Origin of the sequence: Gardnerella sp. DNF00257, assembly GCF_049262745.1 — a bacterium.
In the GTDB taxonomy this organism is placed as follows: Bacteria; Actinomycetota; Actinomycetes; order Actinomycetales; family Bifidobacteriaceae; genus Bifidobacterium; species Bifidobacterium piotii.
The window spans coordinates 969,264-994,379 of sequence record NZ_CP058403.1; the positions used below are offsets into that span (position 1 = coordinate 969,264).

General features: G+C 38.2%; 27 protein-coding genes and 1 pseudogene. 8 read left to right on the forward strand and 20 right to left on the reverse strand.

Annotation, left to right across the window (positions count from 1 at the left end; translation table 11 throughout):
* Positions 1-9 precede the first annotated feature (9 nt).
* A pseudogene (msr(D), locus tag HXT23_RS03655) lies at positions 10-1,474 on the forward strand (ABC-F type ribosomal protection protein Msr(D)).
* 117 nt (positions 1,475-1,591) lie between these two features.
* On the opposite strand, the gene HXT23_RS03660 reads toward msr(D), so the two are convergent.
* Positions 1,592-1,882, reverse strand: coding sequence for a DUF5960 family protein (locus tag HXT23_RS03660; protein ID WP_004121959.1), 291 nt, complete (start codon positions 1,880-1,882; stop codon positions 1,592-1,594).
* Positions 1,882-2,094, reverse strand: a complete 213-nt coding sequence (locus HXT23_RS03665) for a helix-turn-helix domain-containing protein (protein WP_004121956.1) — start codon at positions 2,092-2,094, stop codon at positions 1,882-1,884. The genes HXT23_RS03660 and HXT23_RS03665 overlap by 1 nt, the downstream gene beginning before the upstream one ends.
* Positions 2,095-2,405: 311 nt before the next feature.
* On the opposite strand from HXT23_RS03665, the gene HXT23_RS03670 reads away from it, so the two are divergent.
* The 4 genes from HXT23_RS03670 to HXT23_RS03685 all read left to right on the forward strand — a co-directional run bounded on the left by HXT23_RS03670 (position 2,406) and on the right by HXT23_RS03685 (position 8,005).
* Complete coding sequence (locus HXT23_RS03670) at positions 2,406-4,730, forward strand: phage/plasmid primase, P4 family (protein WP_004121944.1); 2,325 nt, start codon at positions 2,406-2,408, stop codon at positions 4,728-4,730.
* Between the two features lie 418 nt (positions 4,731-5,148).
* Entirely contained in the window at positions 5,149-6,096 is a 948-nt protein-coding gene (locus HXT23_RS03675) for a phage major capsid protein (protein WP_422112701.1), read from the forward strand.
* An 18-nt stretch (positions 6,097-6,114) separates the two neighbouring features.
* Positions 6,115-6,282, forward strand: coding sequence for a hypothetical protein (locus HXT23_RS03680; protein ID WP_180947300.1), 168 nt, complete (start codon positions 6,115-6,117; stop codon positions 6,280-6,282).
* A 70-nt stretch (positions 6,283-6,352) separates the two neighbouring features.
* The gene (locus tag HXT23_RS03685) at positions 6,353-8,005 is read left to right on the forward strand and encodes a recombinase family protein (RefSeq protein WP_422112702.1); all 1,653 of its coding nucleotides are present in this window, start codon (positions 6,353-6,355) and stop codon (positions 8,003-8,005) included.
* Positions 8,006-8,217: 212 nt separating this feature from the next.
* Here HXT23_RS03685 and HXT23_RS03690 read toward each other — a convergent pair whose 3' ends face one another.
* The 7 genes from HXT23_RS03690 to HXT23_RS03720 form a co-directional block, all read right to left on the reverse strand.
* On the reverse strand, positions 8,218-9,177 hold the full coding sequence (locus HXT23_RS03690; protein ID WP_248899068.1) for a hypothetical protein: 960 nt from the start codon (positions 9,175-9,177) through the stop codon (positions 8,218-8,220).
* Between the two features lie 150 nt (positions 9,178-9,327).
* Complete coding sequence (locus HXT23_RS03695) at positions 9,328-9,834, reverse strand: GNAT family N-acetyltransferase (protein WP_016635551.1); 507 nt, start codon at positions 9,832-9,834, stop codon at positions 9,328-9,330.
* Positions 9,835-10,259: 425 nt separating this feature from the next.
* Positions 10,260-11,198: an ABC transporter permease gene (locus tag HXT23_RS03700; RefSeq protein ID WP_422112703.1), complete on the reverse strand. Its 939-nt coding sequence runs from the start codon at positions 11,196-11,198 to the stop codon at positions 10,260-10,262.
* Positions 11,195-11,974 (reverse strand): hypothetical protein, encoded by a 780-nt coding sequence (locus HXT23_RS03705; RefSeq protein ID WP_004132058.1) that lies wholly within the window; start codon positions 11,972-11,974, stop codon positions 11,195-11,197. Before HXT23_RS03705 ends, HXT23_RS03700 begins: the two co-directional genes overlap by 4 nt.
* A gap of 10 nt (positions 11,975-11,984) precedes the next feature.
* Positions 11,985-13,085, reverse strand: a complete 1,101-nt coding sequence (locus tag HXT23_RS03710) for an ABC transporter ATP-binding protein (protein WP_248899066.1) — start codon at positions 13,083-13,085, stop codon at positions 11,985-11,987.
* A gap of 409 nt (positions 13,086-13,494) precedes the next feature.
* Positions 13,495-13,944, reverse strand: a complete 450-nt coding sequence (locus HXT23_RS03715; protein WP_422112704.1) for a hypothetical protein — start codon at positions 13,942-13,944, stop codon at positions 13,495-13,497.
* A gap of 248 nt (positions 13,945-14,192) precedes the next feature.
* A complete protein-coding gene (locus HXT23_RS03720) occupies positions 14,193-14,333 on the reverse strand; it encodes a hypothetical protein (RefSeq protein ID WP_162861504.1) in 141 nt (46 codons plus the stop codon).
* 168 nt (positions 14,334-14,501) lie between these two features.
* Here HXT23_RS03720 and HXT23_RS03725 point away from each other — a divergent pair, with 168 nt between their 5' ends.
* On the forward strand, positions 14,502-14,750 hold the full coding sequence (locus HXT23_RS03725; protein WP_119529251.1) for a type II toxin-antitoxin system Phd/YefM family antitoxin: 249 nt from the start codon (positions 14,502-14,504) through the stop codon (positions 14,748-14,750).
* A 151-nt stretch (positions 14,751-14,901) separates the two neighbouring features.
* On the opposite strand, the gene HXT23_RS03730 is transcribed toward HXT23_RS03725, so the two are convergent.
* The 3 genes from HXT23_RS03730 to HXT23_RS03740 form a co-directional block, all read right to left on the reverse strand.
* The gene (locus tag HXT23_RS03730; RefSeq protein ID WP_032817102.1) at positions 14,902-15,504 is read right to left on the reverse strand and encodes a hypothetical protein; all 603 of its coding nucleotides are present in this window, start codon (positions 15,502-15,504) and stop codon (positions 14,902-14,904) included.
* 181 nt (positions 15,505-15,685) lie between these two features.
* A complete protein-coding gene (locus tag HXT23_RS03735; protein WP_016635903.1) occupies positions 15,686-16,171 on the reverse strand; it encodes an NUDIX hydrolase in 486 nt (161 codons plus the stop codon).
* 401 nt (positions 16,172-16,572) lie between these two features.
* Positions 16,573-17,184, reverse strand: a complete 612-nt coding sequence (locus HXT23_RS03740; RefSeq protein ID WP_422112705.1) for a CadD family cadmium resistance transporter — start codon at positions 17,182-17,184, stop codon at positions 16,573-16,575.
* 431 nt (positions 17,185-17,615) lie between these two features.
* On the opposite strand from HXT23_RS03740, the gene HXT23_RS03745 reads away from it, so the two are divergent.
* The gene (locus tag HXT23_RS03745) at positions 17,616-17,888 is read left to right on the forward strand and encodes a type II toxin-antitoxin system Phd/YefM family antitoxin (RefSeq protein ID WP_016637256.1); all 273 of its coding nucleotides are present in this window, start codon (positions 17,616-17,618) and stop codon (positions 17,886-17,888) included.
* Positions 17,869-18,186: a type II toxin-antitoxin system RelE/ParE family toxin gene (locus HXT23_RS03750; protein ID WP_016635624.1), complete on the forward strand. Its 318-nt coding sequence runs from the start codon at positions 17,869-17,871 to the stop codon at positions 18,184-18,186. Before HXT23_RS03745 ends, HXT23_RS03750 begins: the two co-directional genes overlap by 20 nt.
* A gap of 263 nt (positions 18,187-18,449) precedes the next feature.
* Here HXT23_RS03750 and HXT23_RS03755 read toward each other — a convergent pair whose 3' ends face one another.
* The 8 genes from HXT23_RS03755 to HXT23_RS03790 form a co-directional block, all read right to left on the reverse strand.
* The gene (locus HXT23_RS03755) at positions 18,450-18,797 is read right to left on the reverse strand and encodes a hypothetical protein (RefSeq protein WP_016788772.1); all 348 of its coding nucleotides are present in this window, start codon (positions 18,795-18,797) and stop codon (positions 18,450-18,452) included.
* A gap of 85 nt (positions 18,798-18,882) precedes the next feature.
* Positions 18,883-19,074, reverse strand: a complete 192-nt coding sequence (locus HXT23_RS03760) for a DUF4417 domain-containing protein (RefSeq protein WP_016635622.1) — start codon at positions 19,072-19,074, stop codon at positions 18,883-18,885.
* Positions 19,075-19,257: 183 nt separating this feature from the next.
* Positions 19,258-19,437 (reverse strand): hypothetical protein, encoded by a 180-nt coding sequence (locus HXT23_RS03765; protein ID WP_009994761.1) that lies wholly within the window; start codon positions 19,435-19,437, stop codon positions 19,258-19,260.
* 443 nt (positions 19,438-19,880) lie between these two features.
* Positions 19,881-21,359 (reverse strand): Lsa family ABC-F type ribosomal protection protein, encoded by a 1,479-nt coding sequence (locus tag HXT23_RS03770; protein WP_422112706.1) that lies wholly within the window; start codon positions 21,357-21,359, stop codon positions 19,881-19,883.
* Between the two features lie 107 nt (positions 21,360-21,466).
* Positions 21,467-21,751, reverse strand: coding sequence for a hypothetical protein (locus HXT23_RS03775; protein WP_004114737.1), 285 nt, complete (start codon positions 21,749-21,751; stop codon positions 21,467-21,469).
* A 91-nt stretch (positions 21,752-21,842) separates the two neighbouring features.
* Positions 21,843-22,436, reverse strand: a complete 594-nt coding sequence (locus tag HXT23_RS03780; protein WP_422112707.1) for a DUF4097 family beta strand repeat-containing protein — start codon at positions 22,434-22,436, stop codon at positions 21,843-21,845.
* A gap of 27 nt (positions 22,437-22,463) precedes the next feature.
* The gene (locus HXT23_RS03785; RefSeq protein WP_422112708.1) at positions 22,464-23,420 is read right to left on the reverse strand and encodes a recombinase family protein; all 957 of its coding nucleotides are present in this window, start codon (positions 23,418-23,420) and stop codon (positions 22,464-22,466) included.
* 281 nt (positions 23,421-23,701) lie between these two features.
* Positions 23,702-25,108 carry a class I SAM-dependent RNA methyltransferase gene (locus HXT23_RS03790; protein ID WP_422112709.1) on the reverse strand — a complete coding sequence of 469 codons (1,407 nt, stop codon included), beginning with the start codon at positions 25,106-25,108 and terminating at the stop codon, positions 23,702-23,704.
* Positions 25,109-25,116 lie beyond the last annotated feature (8 nt).

Genomic DNA, 25,116 nt, shown 5'->3' on the forward strand with positions numbered 1-25,116 from the left:
GGAAATGTTATGGAATTAATATTAAAAGCAAAAGACATTCGTGTGGAATTCAAAGGACGCGATGTTTTAGATATAAATGAATTAGAAGTATATGATTATGACCGTATTGGTTTAGTAGGAGCAAATGGTGCTGGAAAAAAGCACTTTACTCAGGGTACTTTTAGGAGAATTAACTCCCCCAGGATGTAAAATGAATCGTCTGGGTGAACTTGCCTATATTCCCCAGTTGGACGAAGTAACTCTGCAGGAGGAAAAAGATTTTGCACTTGTAGGCAAGCTAGGTGTTGAGCAATTAAATATACAGACTATGAGCGGTGGTGAAGAAACAAGGCTTAAAATAGCACAGGCCTTATCGGCACAGGTTCATGGTATTTTAGCGGATGAACCTACGAGCCATTTAGACCGTGAAGGAATTGATTTTCTAATAGGACAGCTAAAATATTTTACAGGTGCACTGTTAGTTATTAGCCATGACCGCTATTTTCTTGATGAAATAGTAGATAAAATATGGGAACTGAAAGATGGCAAAATCACTGAGTATTGGGGAAACTATTCTGATTATCTTCGTCAGAAAGAGGAAGAACGTAAGAGCCAAGCTGCAGAATACGAACAATTTATTGCGGAACGTGCCCGATTGGAAAGGGCTGCGGAGGAAAAGCGAAAACAGGCTCGTAAAATAGAACAGAAGGCAAAAGGTTCTTCAAAGAAAAAAAGTACTGAAGACGGAGGGCGTTTAGCTCATCAAAAATCAATAGGAAGTAAGGAAAAAAAGATGTATAATGCTGCTAAAACCCTAGAGCACAGGATTGCGGCCTTAGGAAAAGTAGAAGCTCCGGAAGGCATTCGCAGAATTCGTTTCAGGCAAAGTAAAGCATTGGAGCTCCATAATCCATACCCTATAGTCGGTGCAGAAATTAATAAAGTATTTGGGGATAAGGCTCTGTTTGAAAATGCATCTTTTCAAATTCCGTTAGGAGCAAAAGTGGCGTTAACTGGTGGTAATGGAATCGGAAAAACAACTTTAATCCAAATGATCTTAAACCATGAAGAAGGAATTTCTATTTCGCCTAAGGCAAAAATAGGTTACTTTGCACAGAATGGTTACAAGTACAACAGTAATCAGAATGTTATGGAGTTTATGCAGAAGGATTGTGACTACAATATATCAGAAATTCGTTCAGTGCTAGCATCTATGGGGTTCAAACAGAACGATATTGGAAAAAGTTTATCTGTTTTAAGCGGTGGAGAAATTATAAAATTGTTGCTTGCTAAAATGCTCATGGGTAGATATAACATCCTAATAATGGATGAACCCAGTAACTTCCTTGACATACCAAGTTTAGAGGCTTTGGAAATACTAATGAAGGAGTACACCGGAACTATCGTGTTTATCACCCACGATAAACGATTACTCGAAAATGTAGCAGATGTAGTTTATGAAATTAGAGATAAGAAAATAAATCTGAAACATTAAATTTAAGGTAGTCGCTGGTCAGTATAGTCTGTTCTGGTTGGCGACTCCATTGTTAAAGAGTATAAAGACTTTAGATTTTATGAATATTAAAAATAGGAACAGTCAATTGAACTGCTCCTATTTTTCTGCTAAATATATTGTAGTTTTCTTATATGTATAATGATAGATTAGCGGATTCTCATCTACGGTACTTACTTCAAATATGAAGAAGTGATCGCGGTTACCTGCATATTTGTTTTCTAACGCTTTTAGTGCGAGTAGGTTATCTCCATGTATGAGCATGTTTTCTGTATTAGGATCATTTTTGCAGTTTGATTTTTCTTTATCCTCAACTAGAATCCTAGGCTCTATTTTGATTTCTTTATCCTTACCAAGCCACGTAAGTTCCAGTTTTTGATTATTAGCCATTACTTTTCATCCTCCGCTATAAATTCCAAAATATCGTTGGGCGTGCAGTGTAAAGCTGTGCAGATACCTTCCACTTTTTCCAGTGATATATATTGCCCAGTGCGTAGTTTCGTAATAATGTTGGCGGAAATATTGCTCATTCTCATTAAGTCCTGATTGGAAATATCTTCTTCAATCATGCGATGTAATAGTTTTTTATAACTAACAGCCATAATTCCCTCCTTATTTTAATAGTTAAATATTATCACGATTCTGTGAGTATATCAACGATATAAAGAGCTAGCCACTCCGGAATATAGCAGATTAAAAAAGTCTCCTTTGCTATTCATTCAAGGCAAATGCCTAATGAATGCTTAGGAGATTTTTATTGTCAAAAATTTTTTCTAAAACCGTCAGATTACACCCTCTTTCATGGCTACCAAGTAGAAGACCAAAAAAACTTTTTAAGACAGGTTAAAAAGTCGGCTTTTTCTTTTGCCTGTGATGTAGAAGGGATAAGCCTTCTAGAAAAGGAGGATCAAATATGGATCTAGAGAAACTGCCAAAAGCACTAAAGAACAAGAATATCTTTTGTTCATGGAAGTACGAGCAGCAAGAAAACGGTAGGCTCACTAAGCCGCCTTATAACCCCATAACGGGAAAGAAAGCAGCTACAGACAACTTAAGCGATTTCACCTCGCTTGATGATGCCATGAAAGTAAAAGACCAATACGACGGAATTGGTATAAAGCTTGTTGATAACCTCTTAGGCATCGATTTAGACCACTGCATCGATAATGGCATCATTAAAGACTGGGCAAAAGAGATTATTGCCCATTTCAAGCACGCTTATATCGAATACAGCCCAAGTAAGCATGGCTTTCATATCTTGCTTCTGTTTAACGGCGCATACGATAAAAAGTCTTATTACATCAAGCATGGGGATATTGAGGTTTACAGCGCTCTAGCTACGAATCGCTATCTAACAGTTACGGGCGACGTGTATCAGGAAGGCGAGCTTTTAGAAGACGATGAAGCCATCATGTGGCTTTTAGACACGTACATGAAGCGAAACATAAACACTCATGAAAAAGAAAATAACGCGTGTACAAGGTCATATTTAAGCGATACATCTGTTATTGAAAAAGCTGGCAACGCCATAAATGGAGCTAAATTTACAGCACTTTGGCATGGTGACATTTCGGCTTACCCTTCTCATAGCGAAGCAGATGCCGCGCTTGTGTCTATTCTTGCCTTTTACTGTGGCGGTAACAAGGAGCAAATAGACCGACTTTTTCGTAAGTCTGCTTTATTCCGTCCTAAGTGGGATGAACACCGTGGCGCGGATACTTATGGCAACACAACCATTCAGAAAGCTGTTTCTAAATGTCATACCTTCTATGAGCCTTTCCATAATGCAAGTGCTGAGGAAGACTTTGATGATCTCTTATCTAAATTACAGGAACTAAAGCCTGATGAAAATATACGATATCGCAACGGTGATTTAGGTAATGGCAGATTGTTTGCTGATATTTTCCAAAACATTCTGCACTATGTACCGGAGCGCAAAATGTGGTTCATCTTCGATGGTGTACGTTGGACTTGCGATATTGGAACGCTTAAAACGATGGAACTATGCAAGGATTTAGCTCTTTCTCTTATACGTTATGCTGGTGTCATTAAAGACGAGAGAACCCGTTCCATGCTTGTTGAGTATTGGAACAAATGGAGCAGCCGTCGTAACCGTGAGATTTATATCAAGGAAGCTCAAAGCGTTTACCCCATTTCGATGGAAGCGTTCGATAAGAACATTTATCTATTTAACTGCCAAAACGGAACTTTAGACCTTCAGCACGGTGTATTTCGCAAGCACTTAGCAACAGATCTTATTACCAAAGTATCACCTGTGTTTTATGACCCGAAGGCAAGAAGTGAACGTTTTCGCCAGTTTGTCGATGAAATTATGAGCGGAGATTGTGAGAAAGCCTTGTATCTTCAAAAGTCATTAGGCTATGCGTTAAGCGGTGATACACGCTATGAGTGCATGTTCTTTCTTTTTGGAGAAAGCACAAGAAACGGTAAAGGCACACTCATGGAAAGCGTTCTGTCTGTGATGGGCGATTACGGAAAAGCGGTACGCGCGGAAACCATTGCTCTAAAGAAGAACCCTAATAGCTCACAGCCGACCGAGGATGTAGCACGCCTTGCCGGTGTTCGCTTTGCCAATATATCTGAGCCGAGCCGAGGACTATTCCTTAATTCAGCCCAAGTTAAATACATGACGGGAAGTGATACCTTAAACGCTCGATTCCTGCATGAGAACAGTTTTGACTTTAAACCACAGTTCAAACTGTACGTGAACACCAATTATCTGCCCGTCATCAGCGATATGACAGTGTTTAGTAGCGACCGCATGCAGATTATTCCCTTTAACAGGCATTTTGAAGCGTGGGAACAGGATAAAACCTTAAAGGCGGAGTTTTCTAAAAAAGAGGTGCAAAGTGCCATTTTAAACTGGCTTCTTGAAGGCTTTACCCACCTCCGAGATGAAGGCTTTAAGCCGCCTAATAGCGTTCTTGATGCCATTTTTAGTTATGCCCACGACAGTGACAAGATGGCACAGTTTGCTGAAGATGTACTCGTTAAAGACCAGAGCTCTGAGATTCGAACGGCAGTTGTATACGACCACTACAAGAAGTGGTGCATTGATAACGGCTGTTTTTCTGAGAACAGCAGAAACTTCAATCAGGAATTAAGAAAATTTGCCGAGGTTGTAAGAAAGCGTCCCAAGACAGGCGGAGAAAAAACCACGCTTCTTAAAGGCTACAGGCTTAAAAGTGAGTTTAGCGATTTTTTAAGTGGCAACTAGTGGCAGTTAATAACCTATATCCCCATATAACCCTATAAGGCAATAACGAAATTTAACTGCCACATCATGCCACGTTTAAGGAGGTGGTGCCTATGATTGCGTAATTCGTATCGCAAACCTGTGTTGAACATGAAGAAGAAATACTATCATGCACAAATCAAAATACTGAAATGATTTCAGCTTTTTGACAACATTGAAGAAAGAAAACCTGCCTAGGTACTGTGCTGTTAGAAATTTATTCGCATACTACTTTCTGAACCTAACCCCCTAGGGGGGGTCAAATCTCTAAAGAGTACCCCTTCGGGAACGGGCGCAGGGTCTTGCGTGCAAAAACAGCGAATTCAAAAGGGTAAATGGGCAAAATCAAGCAAATTACTGCAGCAATTGCAGAAAACAGTAATGAAAGGAACTAACGATTATGATTAACAGAGATATTGAAAAAGAAATGAAACTAGCAAGTCAGGACTACCACAGCACGTTTTGGAACGTATTGCGCAATGCAAATGGTAATGCGAATAATATTGAAAGAAAACTGCGCCACCATTATACGGATGCCTATGATTTGCCGACTTCTTCTCTAGCAAAACTCGAAGCAAAGCTTGCAAACAAAAGTAATCTTAGAAAACTGTGTACAGTGGTAAAAGCACACTCCCAAGCAAGTAAATTGTTCATCTATGAAGCCTCACCGTTCACCAAATGGATGAAAGATTATGACACAAGCATCATGACGTATATGCCTATTAAAGATGGTTTTAAGCGTATTGATGTAACGGAGTATACCCTAGTTAACCTCATTCGTTTGGGTACGGATTTTGCAGCTGACCTTGACTTTGATATCGAAGAGTTCATAACAAGCGAACTGACGAAGCAGTTCACATTGAATGAGTCGGAAGCTTTTATAAATGGTGATGGGATAACTAAGCCGACAGGAATTTTATCAGATACATCAGGTGCTGAGGTTGCTGTGCAAGCAAAAGAGATTTCCGCAGATGCCATCAAACGTTTATTCTTCTCGCTAGATAGTAAGTATCGAGAAAATGCCACGTGGCTTATGAATGATGAAACTGCTCTTTATCTTCAAACCTTAAAGGACACTACCGGATCATACATCCTATCTGATTTTGATGGCAACTTAATGGGCAGACCTGTGGTCATTGACAATGCCATGCCTTCTTCTCAAAAGGGAGCGAAAGTTATCGCTTTTGGTGATTTTTCCAACTATTGGATTATCGAACGCCATAACCCAACCATCAAGGTTCTAAACGAAATATTTTCTCTTATGGACCAGATAGGTTACCTCTCTTTTGAGTATTTGGATGGAAAACTGGTACATCCTGAAGCAATTAAAGTATTGCAACTTTCTTAAAAAAAGAGGTCAAAATGCATGGATGAACAAATTAGGGATACACCGGTAAAAACCGAAGTGTTAAGAATCGGAAATACTGAATTTACGGTTCACTCTCTTGAAAGCAAGAGTGCTAAGAAAGGTGTCAAAGACCTAATCAAGCACCTTATTTTAAGCAATTTAAACCATGTAATAGAAGCTAAATAACTTGATAAATTCTGAGTTATACGGGAATATATACTGACCGCTTGAAGGCTGTCGGAAAGGAGGAAAACAGATGAATAAACTAAATAGACAGCCTTCTTATACTCTAGATAATGTAGGCAAGATAACGGCACTTTACTGCCGTTTATCCAAAGACGATGAATTACAAGGTGACAGCAATTCCATTATCAATCAAAAGAGCATGCTGAAAAAGTATGCCGAGGACAATCATTTCAACAATCTTATGTTCTTTGTAGATGATGGCTACTCGGGTACTAATTTCCAGCGACCTGATTGGCTTAAATTAACTGCTCTCATTGACGAAGGAAAGATTGGAACCATTATCGTCAAGGACATGTCACGCTTGGGTAGAGATTATCTGCAAGTTGGTATGTATACAGAGATGGTATTCCCTAACGCTGATATTCGCTTTATTGCAATAAATAACGGCGTAGATAGCAATAATCAGTCAGACAACGACATGACACCTTTCATCAACATCTTCAATGAGTTTTATGCTAAGGACACAAGCAGAAAAATAAAAGCTGTGTTTAAAGCAAAAGGACAAAGTGGGAAGCCGCTCTGCATCAATCCTCCTTATGGGTATCTTAAGGATCCTGAAGATAAAAATCATTGGATTGTAGATGAAGAAGCTGCCAGTGTAGTGCGTGAAATCTTTAGACTCTGTGTTAATGGATATGGTACTAGCCAGATTGCCAATGAGCTAATCAAAAGGAATATTCCAACACCTTCTGAGCATTTTTTCTCTCTTGGTATTAAAATTCCTTCCGCGAAATCGGAGATTAAGGGAGTCTGGAATCAAAAAACTATCTCTAATATGCTTGAAAAGCAAGAATATCTTGGGCATACGGTCAATTTCAAAACAAGAAAGAAATCGTACAAGTGCAAGAAAACATTATTGAATCCCAAAGAAGACTGGCTAATTTTCAAAAACACACACGAAGCAATTATTGACCAGGAAACTTTTGATATTGTTCAACGTATAAGAGATGGTAGACGAGTGCGTGCCAATCTTGGAGAGATGCCGGTGTTATCGGGAATGCTATTTTGTGCGGATTGTGGTAACAAGCTTTATCAGGTTCGAGGAAAAGATTGGAGCCATGATAAAGAATACTTTGTCTGTGCTACCTATCGTAAGCAAAAAGGCAAATGCTCATCACATCAAATTAGAAATATTCAGATCGAAGCAATACTGCTTCACGAGCTACGAATGATTACTTCATTTGCCAAACAGCACGAAGAAGAGTTCGTGGGACTTGTGATGAAGAAAAGCGAGAAAGAACTAACCCAAAAGTTAAAGTCCTCTAATAGGGAACTCGAGCAAGCAAAAGCAAGAATTAGCAAACTTGACACAATTGTTCAGCATCTCTATGAAGACAACCTAGACGGTAAAATTTCTGATGAACGATTTAAGAGCATGTCTAAGTCCTACGACAAGGAACAAGCTGAACTGAAAAGCAAGATTGAATCCCTTGAAGCCTTTATTTCTAAAGCGCAAGAGGAATGTCTCAACGTAGATTCTTTCTTGAAATTAGTACGACAATACACAGATATACAAGAACTTAATGCAGAGATCATTCGAACCTTTGTAGATAAGATTTATGTTGAAAAATCTGAAAAGGTAGCAGGTACAAGAACCAAGAAACAAACCATATGGATACAGTGGAATTACATAGGTGCAGTTGATATTCCACTCCATAAGTAAAATCGGCGTATCCGGTAGTAATACCGATTACGCCGATAATTTTTTTAGGAATTAAATCCCTAAGTGAACGCCCCTAATGATGTGCATTTTTTTACATCAATCTTGTACACTCAGCTCGTTTCGATACTAGCCTTTGACATCAATACTACACAACACTCTCAACGTACGTAGAACCTTTTGCTCAAAGAAGAAGAAAACAGTCTTACAAAACCTTATGCTGCTACTGCGGTTCTTCTCCATGGATGATGCTTTATAACGATAACAATATCTGTAAGCACAACGCCAACGACTACGCTTACCCATACTAAGCTAGGTGTAAGCAGCCAAGCGAGAACACCGAAGATCAGCAGTCGAAGCAGTACAACAATAACTAAGAAAGGCCAACTTTTTGTTAGGCATTTCTGTTGGTCAGCCTTCAATGCGCCCATCAGAACCATAACCGCAGCCAGCGCGCAAGAAAATAGCATATTGCCAAAGAATATGACGAGTAGCGTTCGCCATCCAGCGATAGTACCAAGCATCCACCATTGCAGCATCAATGCAAGCAAAAATGTTGCAACATCGCATACTGCTTCCATCAGCATATTCGCAACAATTAACGAGGAAAATGTTAAAGACACACCTCTAGAAGTGTCTGTTTTACTTGCGCTCTCATGCTGTAATGCAATCATGTTTCTCGCCTCGGCGCGCTTTACGCGCTCTTCTTCAAGCATTTGAACGCCAAGCTCAACCGATTTCTTTGAAGCTTCCTGTAATTGCGCATCCGTCATACCTGGCTGCCAAGGCTTTTCAAAAACAAACAGCAACACACTAGTGATTGCTGCGCCAATAATAATGCTTAGCAGCATAATATTGGAAACAAGCAATAAAGCAATACCAGAAGTCACCAGCAGCCTGAGCACAAAATCGATGATTCCTCTGAGTAAATCGCCAGACCTGTCATCTGGTCTGCGACGCCTATTCCACTGCAGATACGCTGCACTTAGAAGCGAAAACACCACAACACTCAGTGCAAGTATTGCCACAGTTTCCCAACCTAGTACGCGGTGCCCTACGAACTGCTGTACAAGCAACGCAATAATAAGCGTGCAAATACCAGCAACAGTTTCTGTAATCACATAACCCCAAAAAGCATCCTTGAAAAGCACTGGCCTTACCTTCGTCTCACTCATCATCTTTCCTCAGAAAATCCAATTACGGAATATCGTGCTATGATTGCACAGCTTTGATCGCACAAAATATCTAAAAAATTACCCTAAATATCTAAAAATTACCCTAAACACCGCTTGAGCGGTCAGTATAGATAAAATTTAATATTTTTCCTATATATTAATCCAATACCTTCTTGTTGTAACGTTTCCTCTTGATAAGCTATTTTTCACTTTGTTTTCTAAAATTCCACCATTATTTTCTATAACTCGTATCGAGCCGATATTGTCATCATCACACGTAATTAAAACTTTATGTAGATTCAAAGTCTCTTTACAATATGCAAGTGCCATAGAAAGCATTTTTGTTCCATAGCCCTTCATACATTCAGATTGTCTAATCTCGTACCCTATGTGGCCGCCATAGTTAATTAAAAAAGAGTTTAATTCATGCCTAATATTAATTTCACCAATAAATTTTTCATTATCTATCAGCCAAAACGTAGTAGCTTTAACATAATTTTCAGGCAAATTTATACCATGTTCAATATTATAAGAACTCTCTATAATCGTCTCAGGGTGTATAAAACGTCTTTCTGCATTCGGCCTAAAAATTTCATCTTCTTCATTTGCTTCTATATAACCTTGAATATATTTACTATCTGGTCTAATTAATTTCATAAGTTCTCCTTATTTCTAATATGTGATTCTAATAAGAATGCAATTCTATTAAAATTAGAATCCATAATAGTCTGTTTAGCTTTAATAGTATTACTATTTAAAAAAAAACCACACATACAAGCTTTTATTAAAGAAAAAATTTAATTTTTTCTTTCAATTAGTGCGAGCTTTTCAAATCCATAAAATTTTTCTTTTCCATAAAGCACAGCTTCTACTAGAAAAGTAATGTATGATATAGCCAAATATACAAACAAAAAGTGGGTGCACTTTTTAACGATAGGAAAAAATATCGCAAAAAGGTTTAAGATTGGCTTAATAGCTTGCTGAACAATCTTACGCAATAATCAACATGCCACTAGTCTTACACCCACTCCCCATACGCGAATTTAATATTTATATAATTAACTAAATCCCATATTTATCAGCTAAAATCCTATATTTGTTAAAGTACCTTTACGTCGTTGAATCGCCACACCAACATTCCATATGATCACACCAACAATTGCCCACAACGCACCAACAATAAGAATCACAAGTAGCGATACACCAACATTTACAGAACCATCAACTATGCTACGCGATACTTGCGTAACATGAGTTACTGGAATCACATATAACACGTATTGCATCATCTTAGGAAATACGCTAATTGGAGCAATCACACCACAAACAATAGGAAGTATTGCACTAAGCGCGTTAGAAATAGTATAAACATCATTCATCATCATGCTTATAGCAGCTATAGCAATACCAAATCCCGTAGAAGCAACAGGAACAATAAGGAACAACAGCATCAACGCACTCATATTAATCACAAAGAAAGCACTCGGGCTTACTACAAGCATTGTTATAAACAAAGTCACAGCATCACTCACCAAAGAAATAGTAACGAGCGCAATAATACGACCGAACCATAATGGTAATGCAACTTTCGCGCTTGTAAGCACGAATGGTGTTGTTCCTTCAAAACGATCCCATGCTAGTGCCTCTGACACAGTCATACTTGTGGAAATATAACACGCACCCATAACAGCAGCAAGAGTTGATGCAATCAAACTATAATTAAAACCAGCGCTAGTCGCATAACTAGCTGCTCCATTGAAGCCTCCGATTACAGCTCCAGCTAGAAAAACGTATAAGAACGTGGATAAAAGAGGCTCAACAATCATACGGATAACAGCAGTATTCCAACTATTTAAGCTAGGTATACTCTGTATACTCACTCTTGCACCAGTTCGTATACTAGATAAAACACTTACGTGACCATACTGTGAATATTGATTATATTGATGCAATCTAGCACACTTACTATTTTGAATAATTTTATTTTGCATAGTTTCAACCTGATTATTATTTCGTATCATATTATGTTCAAACTTCCATTAAGCGTTGCAAGTCGAATAGCATGACGTAACATAAAACCTGCAATAACAAGCAAAATGCTGGATAATACAACGCATAACACAATTGCTAACACAGTAGTAGCATTAAACGATTGCGCATGAACCACCCACACTGCAGACGTGAGCGGATGAATAAACGCAATAACGCGAGCTGGCAATGGCATTGATTCTACAGGTATCACTATTCCACAAAGCATCCATACAGGAATTAAAATCAAACCTTCATAAACTGTAGCTTTACGGCATAATACAAAAATTCCAGATAATAATGCAGCAGAAGCTACGCAAGCTAGCATAGAAAGTAAGTATCCAACTAACTGCGTGAATGTTATCATAAAGAACCCATGGCAGAAAACAGCAACGGTAATAATCGCAAGCGGCATACCAATACAACCAAGTAAAGCTGCTGATCCTACAATAGGAAGAAACACTGCAGAAGGTGAGATAACACTTAAAGTTAAATATTGTAATGTTCCTAAATAACGCTGGTATCCAATAATTCCAACAGCAGTAGTCGTAGCAGACCATAATCCAGCTATAGAAGAATCAACCCAAATATTATTAAGACAATTAGCGCAATCATGAGAAAAACCATAGTATGCAACAATTTTCATCAACGCAAAACATACTGGAGCAAGTATCGCATTTTGCAAGAAAAACGTTGTTTTCGCTAAACTTTTAAGCTGAAACCACAAGCCACGAATCACAAAAGCATATGAACGAGTAGAAGTATTCATATTAAACCTCCTACTTACTTAATGGGAGTAAGGACGGCGAAGAAGACGGCGTAACAGAAGAAGAAATATTTGATGCAGAAATATTGTCATTTTGAACAATAGCAAGATACGTTTCTTCCAAACTTGCAGCGCGATCACCTAAACGTGTAATCCCATCAACAGGAATTTTAATATTTCGTTCTTGAGATAATGTTTTACTCCACGCGATAGTAATATTTAACACTCCATGCGATTCAAAAACATCACACCACAACACTCCATCAAGTTTTTGCAATTCTTCCTTAACACTAGGAGTTCCACTTGATGCTTCACATTCATACGCGTACATTGTTACATGATCAATATGCTGCAAAGAAGCCAACTGCTGCACACTTCCCTGAGCGATAATATTACCGTGATTTATTACAGCAACAGTATCAGCTAATTTTTCAGCCTCACTCATCTCATGCGTAGTTAACAAAATCGCTATTCCTTGATCTCGTAAAGCATGAATAATTTCACGTACTTTCCTAGCATTTTCAGGATCCAAACCAGTAGTAGGCTCATCTAAAAGCATAAGATCCGTTTTAGCGACCAGCGATCGAGCAATATGCAATCGCTGCCACATTCCCCTTGAAAAAGTTTGAACAGCATCATGAGCTTTATCAAGTAAATCAACTTGCTCAAGAGCATCGTGAATACGCTTACCTTGCTCCATATATGGAACAGCAGAAAGATCCGCGAAATAACGAAGATTATCTAATGCACTTAACCTTTGATAAAATCCTCGCTCACCTCCAAGAAGTAACGACACGTGCTTACGCGCTTCTCGAGGATTACTCACAGCATCAATATCGGCAATACGAACACTACCACTATCAGGAGCTAACAACGTACCAACAATTTTTACAGTAGTTGTTTTACCTGCACCATTCGGACCAAGCAAGCAAAATATTTCACCAGAATGAATATCAAAAGATACGTTATGTAAAACTTGGCGAGTTGTCTTCTTACGACCTAATCCACGAGAATAAGATCTTGTTACATTATCAATACGCAATATTAAGTTGCTAGCTGACTGCTTATTATTGTTATCGCGACTATTAGTTGCATTTTCTATATTATTATTCATTATTATTGCTTCGTTCTTACTTATTATTAAACCTTAATTCTTACTGTTATTGAATAAATTTCAACAATGAAAATCAGTTAGATAAAAAGATAACGCTTGCTTACAAGAACGATAAGAACGCGCAAAAACATGCAAAAAACGTGCAAAAACCAACGCGCACGTGCAAACATAATGACAAACATCATGTGCAATGCGTGTTTAATACTGCTAAAGAATATGTATCTTAAGCTGTTTTATGTGCTTTTATATGCCTTTCAAACCGTTCTTAAGACTAGCGATCATTTGGGCAGTCATAGCGCAACACCTCATAAACTTAAATGTGCTTTACGTGGAAAATTATACGAGCATTACGTCAAAAACTCAAATATAAGCAATCACAAAACATTTGTTTAACATTTGCAAAATATTACTATTTCTTCTTATAACCTATAGCAACATTACCTGTTTTATTAAGCCCTGGTATTTTAAGAACACAAGAGCTTGACTTACAAGAGCCTGGCTTGTCTTTTAAATCAAATTTCCCAACTAAAAATAAAGCTTTAAGTCCTGGACCAGGTAAATTAAACTGTGAGTCAACTAATTTGATGGGCTTATCTCCAAGAGTGACTTTAGACAAATCATAGTGAGAATCCAGAATGTCTCGTGACACAAAGAGATACAATTCATCCTTATTCATATAGTTTTCTGGTATACGAAACTCTTCCCGAGACACCGCTACCGTTCCCCAATGATACGACGCAAGCGCCGCCTTCTCATCATCGTCGGCACATCCCGCAAGAGAAAAGAGAGAACCTATCAGCAGAAGCATAACAAGACAACTTTGAAAAATGGTTTTACCAAAAATAGTTTTACTTCTCATAACACTACTAGCCTCCTTTTCGTTAACACGACTCTGTATCAAATGATTATAAAACAGATTATTAAGCAAACAAGATCTACAATTCACTCTGATTACTGTAATAATCTTAATAAATATATTATTTTTTTTTATTAATTTGTCTAGATTATCGACACTAATCTCTTCATTTACTAGCAAACTATACTCTTTAATAAACAGCAAGGTTCACGAAACAGAAGAACCAGAAGGATCAATATCGTCATGCACGTTTAATGCTTCCAACAATATTCCCTCATAAACGAAGCAATCACCTGCGAATCTTCACCTTCATAATACTCAACAAGCAACTTCTTAAACTCAGTAACCTTATTTTCTGGAATAACCAACAAGTCCTGACCATGAGAAATCAAACAGTGTAGGGAACTTTTTACTATTATTGCTACGATTTGTTCCCCAAAACACAAGCAACTAGAGCACACATAGGCTATCTGTCATTTATAAAATAACTCTCAAAATACTTAGGATTTATTTATCCTAAAATATATGCTATAATTCTTCTAAAAATGGAGGTTCTTGATATGAATGTAAATACAGACACACTTGTTTCTATTTCCGAAGCAAATCAAAACTTTTCTAGAGTTGCGCGACTTGTTGACACATACGGATCAGCTGTTATTTTGAAAAACAATGCTCCTCGCTACGTAATTTTAGAATTCCCAAAAGCCAAAACTGAAAAAGTTACTGTTCCATCAGACGATGAGGTTATGACTTTATCGGATATGTTCATCAAAAAGAACAAAAAAGTTTATGAGGAACTTGCTAAATGAAGAACTGATTGATATTATTCTCAAAGTCGCAACACTTGGATTAAAAATCACCAAGCCTAATACTCCAACATTCTGAAGCATTTTTTAGAATATGCCAAACTCTATTTCGTGCGATTGGTCAAAGTAACGGACATAAAACACCACAACAGTATTACTTCACTACAGCTTTTCCATTCAAGCAGTGCACAGCATAGTGAGCACATCCATTTGTTTTGCGCCCAAGATCTGCTTTATGCTTATCACAAACTTCAGCCATACCATTCTCACAAACTACTTCAAGACATGCGCCTTTGGTAATTTCTCCTTCTAAAACACTCGTACCATTTAACGTATCCACCATGCAAGAAACAACAACCTTAACATTATGCGCCACAGCAGAACCATTAAGACACTTTAGAAAAACATCATTCACCTGAGCATTCCTTGCTTCCACCCTGCCGTTATGAACTTCTGCATAAATCTTGTCAGCTTTAATATCTGCTACTAATACTTGATTAGACTCAGCTTCAATCTCACAAAAATCAACATTCTCCGGCAACGTAACAATGACCTCAGGACTGCCTTTAGCAAGCCACTTAAGCCAGTAAAAAGCCGACACTTTTTCTGTTTGAACGAACTTTATACCGTCTTGATTTTCTTCAACACAAAATATATCTTTTTCACAATTAACATAACTAATACTAAAAGAATCAGCTCTTCTGACCGTTAAGCTAACATCTTTCGTTTTTGCTACAAACTTCCTACTATTCGCCACTTGAACAACTCCCTTGTTAAATATCGGGTTATAGACCAAAAATCAAAAGACCCGACTTGGTCCGCATTGCTAAGAGGCGCGTCGGGTACTGTTAATTATTGTAATATACCATTGGCGGTGATTGTCAATTTTAATGGAATAATATTTATGTAACGATCTCTTGCCATAATAGCGGGATTCATTAATATCTTTCATCTGAAATTATATGCTCTATTCCACTATGCTCCGATTTAAGATATTCTTTCATAAATGTTGGGTAAGCCTTGAACTTATCAAGCTCATCTATAGGTAACCAATGCATTGTCTCTTTAGCACCTGACTCTGTAGTGCTTTGGCTCGTAAAATCTCTTTTGCCCATGGACTTCATCAAGTAGTAGAGTGTAAGCTCATGGAAGTCTACTCCTTTTAAGCCAGAGCTGCCGATGAATAAGTGCTCGTGTATGACGGCAAGGTGATCTACTTCGTAATTAAGACCTGTCTCTTCAAATACTTCTCTCTTAACGGCTTCTTCTGATGTCTCGCCCACGTGAACCGCTCCGCCAACTGAGTAGAAATAGTCGTCCTCATCATTTCTTGCAAATAGCACACAACCTTCTTCGACTATGATGGCTGCTGCTCTATATCTAAATGCTTTTTCATCGTTAATAAATCCGCAATTATGTTCCATGGTTTACTCCTTTATTTTTTATCTAATGACTGTGACTTATGGTTCAAATGCAAACAAGTTCCCAATCTGAATTGAAAACCCAAGTGATTGATACATTTGTATATCACATTGTGCACAAGCAACAGTCATTGAACTTATTACACTCGACCCTAGAGCGTAGACATGTTCCCCCATACAGCCAAAGTGGGCTCAAAACCGCTCCAAGCCAGCCTAAAGCTGCCACACGCTAAACCTTTTAACGATAACTCTCGCAAACCCCTGCTACACAAGGGCAAAAGCACCCACCTAATCAGCCTCCTGCATCTTATAGCACGGTGAAACGCCGTGACGGTGGGAAGCACCACTTATTTTCTCGTTTGAGTTTGAACGTAAAAATAGCAGATAAAGGGAAGGAAATGAATTTACACCACTTTTAGGACTTGACCTATGAAATAATTAATCGTTCCATTTTCAATCAATATATAGAGACCGAGTCCAATAAACACGACAGGTACAATTACTTTTTCGTACTTTTCCACAGTCTCTCCGATAGCAGAAATTGAGGCGAGATTTTGAGATAATTTGCATAGAATCAAAATCCCTAACGCAAATATTACTAAACTTATACTAATCTCAATCAAACTCTTTCCTGTAAAATAGGGGATATAAATTCCTAAATTATCTCCACCCATTGCCACTGTTAAACTTGTAAATGCTAAGATTTTTGATCCATCTCCGGTAATTTTCCCCTCGATATCTTCTTCATCAATATCTTCATCCACAAAAATTGCTCTTATACCAAGACCTAGCGGAATTAGACCAAGGAGTCCGATAATCCAATCTTGTGGAATAAAATTTAAAAAGTAAGCGGCAATAAGACTAGCCAGTACAAGCAGTCCTGTACCTAAATACTGCCCTACATAAATTGATTTCAAACCTTTCTTTCCTTGACTAGCGAATAAAATAGTCAAAACAACTAAGAAGTCAATGGATGTAGAAACAAAAACTAATGAAGCGGATACTATTGTTTCCATTATTTCTCCTTTCAAAATGTTTAATGTTTACAGCCAATCAAAATTGACTGCACACACATTGTGCCTCGGCAGTTGCCAATGGAGACATTTTAAGAAATAACTTCACAATTTTCCCACCTTTCCTTGAAATATTACTTGTGAAATTTACTTAAACTATATGATTTTGTCAAATATGCTGATAGATATCCACGCAAACTGTGAAGATTGAAAATATATAAAATTAGATAGACCAAACATTATTCATCTAAATAAAGCCATTGTTTTCAAAAGTCTTATAGTCTATTATTTTATTTTCTTGACAACAAACAAATTGATTCTAAATGGATTGAGAGAACGGGTAGTATAGCTACACTTTTTGAGTGCCAAGCCACTAATATAATTGTAATCTTGATAATATTATGATACTTTTTTGATAAAAGGAGGTTGATACTATGATTAATATTCGCCCAGTTTCCGACTTAAGAAATAAATTCCCAGAAGTAGAAGAAACAGTTATAAATTCAAATACACCAGTATTCCTTACAAAAAATGGTTATGGAACTATGGTTCTCATGAGCATCAAACAATACTCTGCCCTCACTGACGACATTGAAAGAAAACTCGACGAAGCAGATACTTTTGCCGCAAACACTTCTACGCGTCTTTCTAAAGACGACGTCTTTGATAGCGCAAGGAGAAGGATTAATGAGCAAGAACACGTATAAATTAACCTTTCTCCCACTATTCAAAGAAGATTTATTAGAAACAGTTGACTATATAACCAATACACTGCAAAATCCAAAAGCTGCTCACAGACTTGTTGACGATATAGAATCAGCAATCGATAAACGACTTGAATCGCCCCTCTTATTTGCTCCTTACCAATCATCAACAACACGAGAACACCCCTACTACAGGATTAGCGTACGCAACTTTTCTGTTTTTTACGTTGTCATCGACGACACTATGGAAGTGCGCAGACTTCTATATTCAAAACGAAATATTGACGCACTACTGGAATAACTATTCCTAATAACTATCATTATTATGCTAACGATTATTGAAAAAGCTATCGTTAAAAGGTTTAAGATTGGCTTAATAGCTTGATTTTAGGCAAGATATCCATTCTCCTCACACCATGTCCATGCAATATTAGATTGTTGGCTGGAAGCCGTGGTGTTCTAATAATGGGCGTAAATTTCAAGTTCAACTTAAAAATTACGCCCAAAATAGTCAACTTGCTTTTTACACGTAAAAGACACACAGAAAAAGAATTGCTCCGTACACTAAATATTTTGCCCCTTATGAATTGATGACATGTATTTCACGCACCGCGCTTTCCAATCGTCCTCACGAACGCAAGCAAATGCATCCGTTACAGCCTGCAAACCTAAACTTTTAACATATTTACAAGCAATACTAAAACTATTATCAATGCTGATTTCTTCATTTACTAGCAAACTATACTTTGCATACACAGAAGGAACAGCAGAGCCAATATCATCAAATAAAAAAGGATTCATATCACTTAAAAATGAAGTCAATTCTTCACTTTTATTTTCTTTCCAATAATGATTTAACGCGTAATAAATCATAGAAAACAATTCAAACTTATTCACAACTATTCCTCCCACGAATCATTATTTAATCCTGTCCTATCACGCCCCCATTAGTTTTTCACTATGCTACTTCAATCTTCATATTCAACAAATTGAGTTTTCAAATATTTCTCTTTAATTTCATCTGCATTTTACTATACACAAGAACTACTTCAGGCTCCAATTCTTCCATCATAGAGTCCATACCAGCTTCAAAATAGTATCTGTTAACTCTGTTCTTCAATTGACCATAACTACCAACAGAAACAATTGAGTGCCTCTCAACACCTAAGAACGCAATCTTTTCAGGCAAAAATTTTGTAGTATATGTCCTATCATCACCCCATCTAACACATGGTATTAGGGCAATCGACTAAACAGGACGGACATTGAGCCTGACTTTAAGATTCATAAAAAGAAGTGACTATTACTGACAGAGATCAGTAATAGTCACCCAACGTGAGATATTCAACTATTGACTTGAACCAAACAAAATTCAATCAGTCTTTCGAAGGACAGTCTTAAGCGAGATCACTGTGACACCAATAACAAAAGAGGTAAAACCAATTCTAATAGCAAGTGTGCCATCCCATATTAAGGCAACCAGCATCGCAATTAAGGCAACCGTCAAGCCGAATGTCGCTACTTCACGGCAAAAACGAACGAGCTTGTCCATTTCCTTAAACACCTCCTCGTACACATACTAATAATCAGGTTTCACTTTACCTTTTGAGCTATATTTTCCCACTTCACAAGGTGGGTGCAAAGTGTGTGCACTTTTTAACGTTAACATCCTGTACATTCGACCCTAGAGCGTTGATATCTTCTCTCAAACGGCCAAAACACACTCAAAAACCACGCCAAGCCAGCCTAAAGCCGCCACATGCTAAACCTTTTAACGATAGCCCTCGCTAAGCCCTGCTATACAAGGGCAAATTTGCACCCACCTATTAAGCCTTTGACATCAATACGACAGTCTCACGTGTATCAAGACTACCCTTATGATAACCATGCATCAATAAAAGAGCCTTAACGTTCATTGCAGGAGAGAAACTGGCAAGGGGAATGTCGTATGATGATAAAAGTCTAAGGCACTACAAACTGGGATTTGGATTTTACTTAAAATTGTATTATTTTATTAGCGATATCTTCTACAAATCGCTTATCGTGTTCCACAAATATGAGTGTAGGCTTTGCTTCTTTTATAATTTCCTCAATCTGTATTCTTGATATTACATCTATATAATTCAGTGGTTCGTCCCAAACAAATATATGAGCTGGCTTTGAGAAACTTACAGCAATTAAAACTTTCTTTTTTTGTCCATCACTATAATTCTTCATATCCATTTCAAATAATTCTCTTGAAAAATCTAATTTTCTTAGAATTGTTTTACACAATGTTTCATCAACATCTTGCTTGTGAATATATTCATTTAGGCTACCTGTTAAATTAGATGTGTCTTGAGGAATATACGAGATTTTTAAATTACCTGCTAATTTTATCTCACCTGTATACTCGTGATTTATACCTAATAAAATTTTAATCAAGGTTGATTTTCCGCTACCATTACCCCCATATATAGCCACTATGTCGCCTTGCTTTATCTCGAAACTTACATTATTTAGGATCTGTCTCTCTCCATAGCATGATGATAAATTGCTAACCGATATTAGAGGATTTTTATGATGATGTAATGGATGCAATAATAGACTTTCCTTTGTTTCGATATCTTTTAGTAAACTCTGTTTTTCTTCTATTGCCTTGTTTTGTCTATTCTCCAAATTCTTAGATTTTTTCATCATCTTGGCTGATTGATGACCTATATGTCCTTTGTCTGGTTTTACACCTGATACTTTTACACCATTTTTAGTATTTTCAATTTTATCAGACCAAATTTGACTTTGTCTTGCAGACTCTTTTAATCGTTTAATATCTTTTCTTAATCTCTCATTTTGACTAATTTCAAATTGGTCTTTCATCACTTTGTTTTCATACCATGATGTAAAATTTCCCGATTGGACATCAATAGAATTCCTGTTAATAGAAATAACATGATTGATACAACCATCTAAAAAATCTCTATCATGAGATATAAGCAAAAATCCTTTTTTACTTTTCAGATATTCACTTACAATTTTTCTTCCGTCCATATCTAAATGGTTTGTTGGTTCATCAATAAGTAAAAAGCCATCTTCTCTTGTAAACAAAATAGCTAAAAGGATTTTTGTTTGTTCCCCTTTAGAAAGCGTTTCAAACTCTCTGTAAACAAGGTTCTCATCTACATTTAGCAAACTGAGTTCTCTAAATAACTTCCATTCTTCATCATCTGATATTAGTTCTTTATATAACTCAATTCCTAATTTTGAAGTATCGCTTATATTTGGTGGAAATTTAATAAATTCAACATCCTTGCTTATTTTACCTTGATAAGCTTCTTGATTTAAAAGTAACTTAAATAGAGTTGATTTACCGATTCCATTTCTTCCTATCAATCCCGTTTTCCAGTTTGTATCAAAGGAAAACGATACATTTTTAAATATGGGTTTTACATATCCATAATATGAGAAAGTGAGGTTTTCAATTTTAATTACTGACATAAAACGCCTCCCTAAATTATCATTTACCGCCCGGGTGCAAAGTGTGTGCACCTTTTAACGTTTAGTTTTTCATGTATTACTACGGTTATCACTGCTTTGCTTTTCAGTCATTTCAATTCTCGATTAGGTAATTTTCCAGTTCTCAAAGCGACAGTAACAAACTCAACCTCTTGCAAGCACTTCTCGCAAAGTTCATAACCTTCATTGAAGTTCACTCTTGACCTAAATGTGCTAGCAATGAATTCGCATGGTGAGGTGATCCTTTCAACTACACCGCACCGTTCGCACTCAGCATACACATTCCCATCCTTAATCGGAATAAACATTCCATGATCTTTCTCATTTCCCATGACGCTAACATCTTCGAAATCATCAAATTTTACATAGAGCATATACGGCTTCCTCCTTTATCGGTATGTCTATATACGCTCTAATTCCAACTTATATCAAGTTTTATTGCTTCTTTTTTGATCTATATGTCTGCTACTTCGCAATAGCTTTCCCATTAAGACAGTGCACCATGTAATGCGCAAACCCATCGTTTTTACAATTTACCTTCTTCTTATCAGAAACCTCACTAATACCATTCTCACAAACTACTTCAAGACATGCATCCTTAGGTATTGTTCCTTCTAAAATACTCATGCCATTTAACGTATCAAGTGTACAAACATGAGTTACTTCTACGTTTGTTGCTGAAGCCGACCCATTACAACATTTAAGAAAGACATCATCCGCTTTCAAATTAACAACTTCTACCTTGCCATTATTCACTTCTACATAAAGCTTACCAATCTCAATATCTGTGATGAGCACTTGATTAGAATCAGATTCAACCTCACAAACTTCCACATCATGTGGCAAACTCACAACAATTTCAGGCATACCCTGAGTAAACCACCTCAACCAATTCGAAGCTGAGACTTTTTTAGTTTGAATAAGCCTTATAACATTTTGCGCTTCCTCAACCCTCAATATATCTTGTTCACAGTTAATAAAGCTCACGCCAAAAGTATCAGCACGTTTCACCGTTAAACGAACATCTTTCGTCTCTGCGATAAACTTCTTATTACCCATTTCCTTAAACACCTCCTAGTGCACATACTAATAATCAGATCTCATTTTACCTTTTGAGCTATATTTCTTAGACTTGCGTTTGACCGTTCCGTCCTCTCCAACTTCCAAATTACTCCGAGCCGCCATCTCAAGCTCAACCGCTTCAAACTTCTCTTTAGAAATAATGCCTGCATGATGATCTGTATTCAAATACTGACAATCCGCATTTCCCGGAACAGCAATCGCCACATCGCCTGTATATTTACGCCTAGTCAAAGTGCTCTCAACAGCACGTTTACTCCAAACGTCTTTCCCCTTGGGAGACTTAACACCTCTACTTTTTAACCTTTCAATAATTCCACCGATACTTAATCCTTTTAAATACCAGTCAAAAATATCTCTTACCACTTGCGCTTGGTCTTCATCAATAATAAGCATGCCATGTTTATCTTTTTTATAACCATAACAAGCCCTGCTATAAAGACCTGATGTGCCATCTTCTGCTCTACGTCTTAATCCCCAAACAATATTCTCACTACGCCAATCATTCTCTGCTTGACTACAAGCTTGAACCACACTGATTAAAAGTTCATCATCAACCGTTTCCGTATCAATCTTATCGGTCTCAAAGATAATCCTTGTACCACATGATCGAATCTTTCTAATAGCCTCTAATCCTTCTTTCGTATCACGACCAAAACGGCTCACACTTTTAGTAAGAATAATATCAAGATTACCTTTCTCGCATTCTTCAATCATTCGATTAAACTCGTTTCTTGAAGATCCAACCTTAGCTGAAGCAACATCAAGAAAAATATCAGCAACAAACCAAGTCATGTGAGAAGCAGCAAGACGAGTAAGACCAGACACCTGAACAGCAAGGCTATCCAGCTGCTCTTTACGATTCGTACTCACACGAGCATAAACCCCAACCGCATAATCCTTAATTACACGCTGAGGATGGATGACTATCACATCTTTATTTAGCTCATCTATCTTGTCCATAGCCATCTCTCCTTATTATTAGACTAACGAAACTTAGATTTCTTCTCCATGATAATTAGCCTAAACCTTATTTTCCCACTTCACAGCCTGGGTGCAAAGTGGGTGCACTTTTTAACGTTAACATCCTGTGCACTCGACCCCAGAGCGTCGACATGTTTCCTCAAACAGCCAAACCGCGCTCAAAAACCGCGAGAACCCAGCTTGAAGCCGCTTTGCATTAAACCTTTTAACGATAACTCTCGCTAAGCCCTGCTACACAAGGGCAAAAATGCACCCACCTATTAAGCCTTTGACATCAATACGACAGTCTCGACGTGATGAGTGTTGGGATATATGTCGAACGCGCGCAAAGACTGAACGCTGTAGCCAAGCTCCTTAAACGTACCAACATCGCGAGCAAGACTAGTAGGATCGCAAGCGACATACACAACGCTTCTAGCCCCAGACTTCGCAATCTGCTTACAAACTTGAGCTTTAGCACCAGCGCGCGGAGGATCCAACACAACAACATCTGGATGCGCAAATCGGCGCACAATCTTAGATGACTTACTCGCCTTAAACACCTGCGATTCAAGCGTTTGCGCAACATCGCCTTGCAAAGCTTCAACAACATCCCTGCTAAGCCCTGCGCGCCCAATGTTTCGCCTTGCGTTCTTTACAGCAATCGGCGCACCCTCAATGCTAAGCACGCGCGCTGGCTCTGCAGAACCAGAATCGCCAGCAGAACTAGATAAATTCCCGCCAACATTAGCCAAAGTCGCAAGCGGAATCGTAAACAAACCCGAACCAGAATACAAATCCCACAAAACCGTATTCTTAGTGCGACCACCAAGCGCAGAACGGACTAATCCCAAAACGTAGTTCACTAAATGCTCTGGAGCTGCGCGATGAATCTGCCAAAAACCGCGCGCGTCAACATCGTAGTCAAAAGTACGAATACGCGATGAATCGCCAGCAGCCACAACGCGCACGCGCTCGCGCAACAAAGCCGATCCTGCAACCAACTCATCATTTACTATAAGCGCATAATTTTCGCCAATCGCATCAAGAAGCGCAGCCTTGTCATTAAAATCCAAACCCTCAACCCGAGGCTCTGGAACAGCAAGACGAATTTGCGCATTTGGCGAGAAAGAACGATTCCACAAGTCCAAAGAATCCGCAACAGCTAAAACCGCGCGCGACGCAAGTGGCATAGTATCAATCGCAATGCGATCATGCGACTCGCGCTTACGCATAGACAATCGCCCTTCATCATCCGCAACCAACTCCATGCGCGTACGCCAATTAAATCCGTTAAGCTCCTCGTCCCCTGGAATGCGCTCAACACTAACATCGCTTTCCGCAACATCCATATGCGCTAAGCGCTGGAATTGATTGGCAATTACGGAAGCCTTCCAACGAATCTGACCAGGCAAAGAAACGTGAATTAAATCCGCGCCGCCAACTCCGCCGCCCTGAGCCAAAGGGCCAGCGAGCTTCCATTGCGGCTCCACACGATCCGCACTAGGCTCCAAAACTTCTACAACTTCGCCAGTAAAAAAGTGCGCTTTTGCACGCATCGGCTCATCCATACGCACAACAACCAGCTCACCAGGCAGCGCAAATCGCACGAATACAACGCGTCCGTCAAGATGACCTACGCATCTTCCTTGATCCGCATAACGCTCGATTCGCATCGTCACTTGCATGTACTACC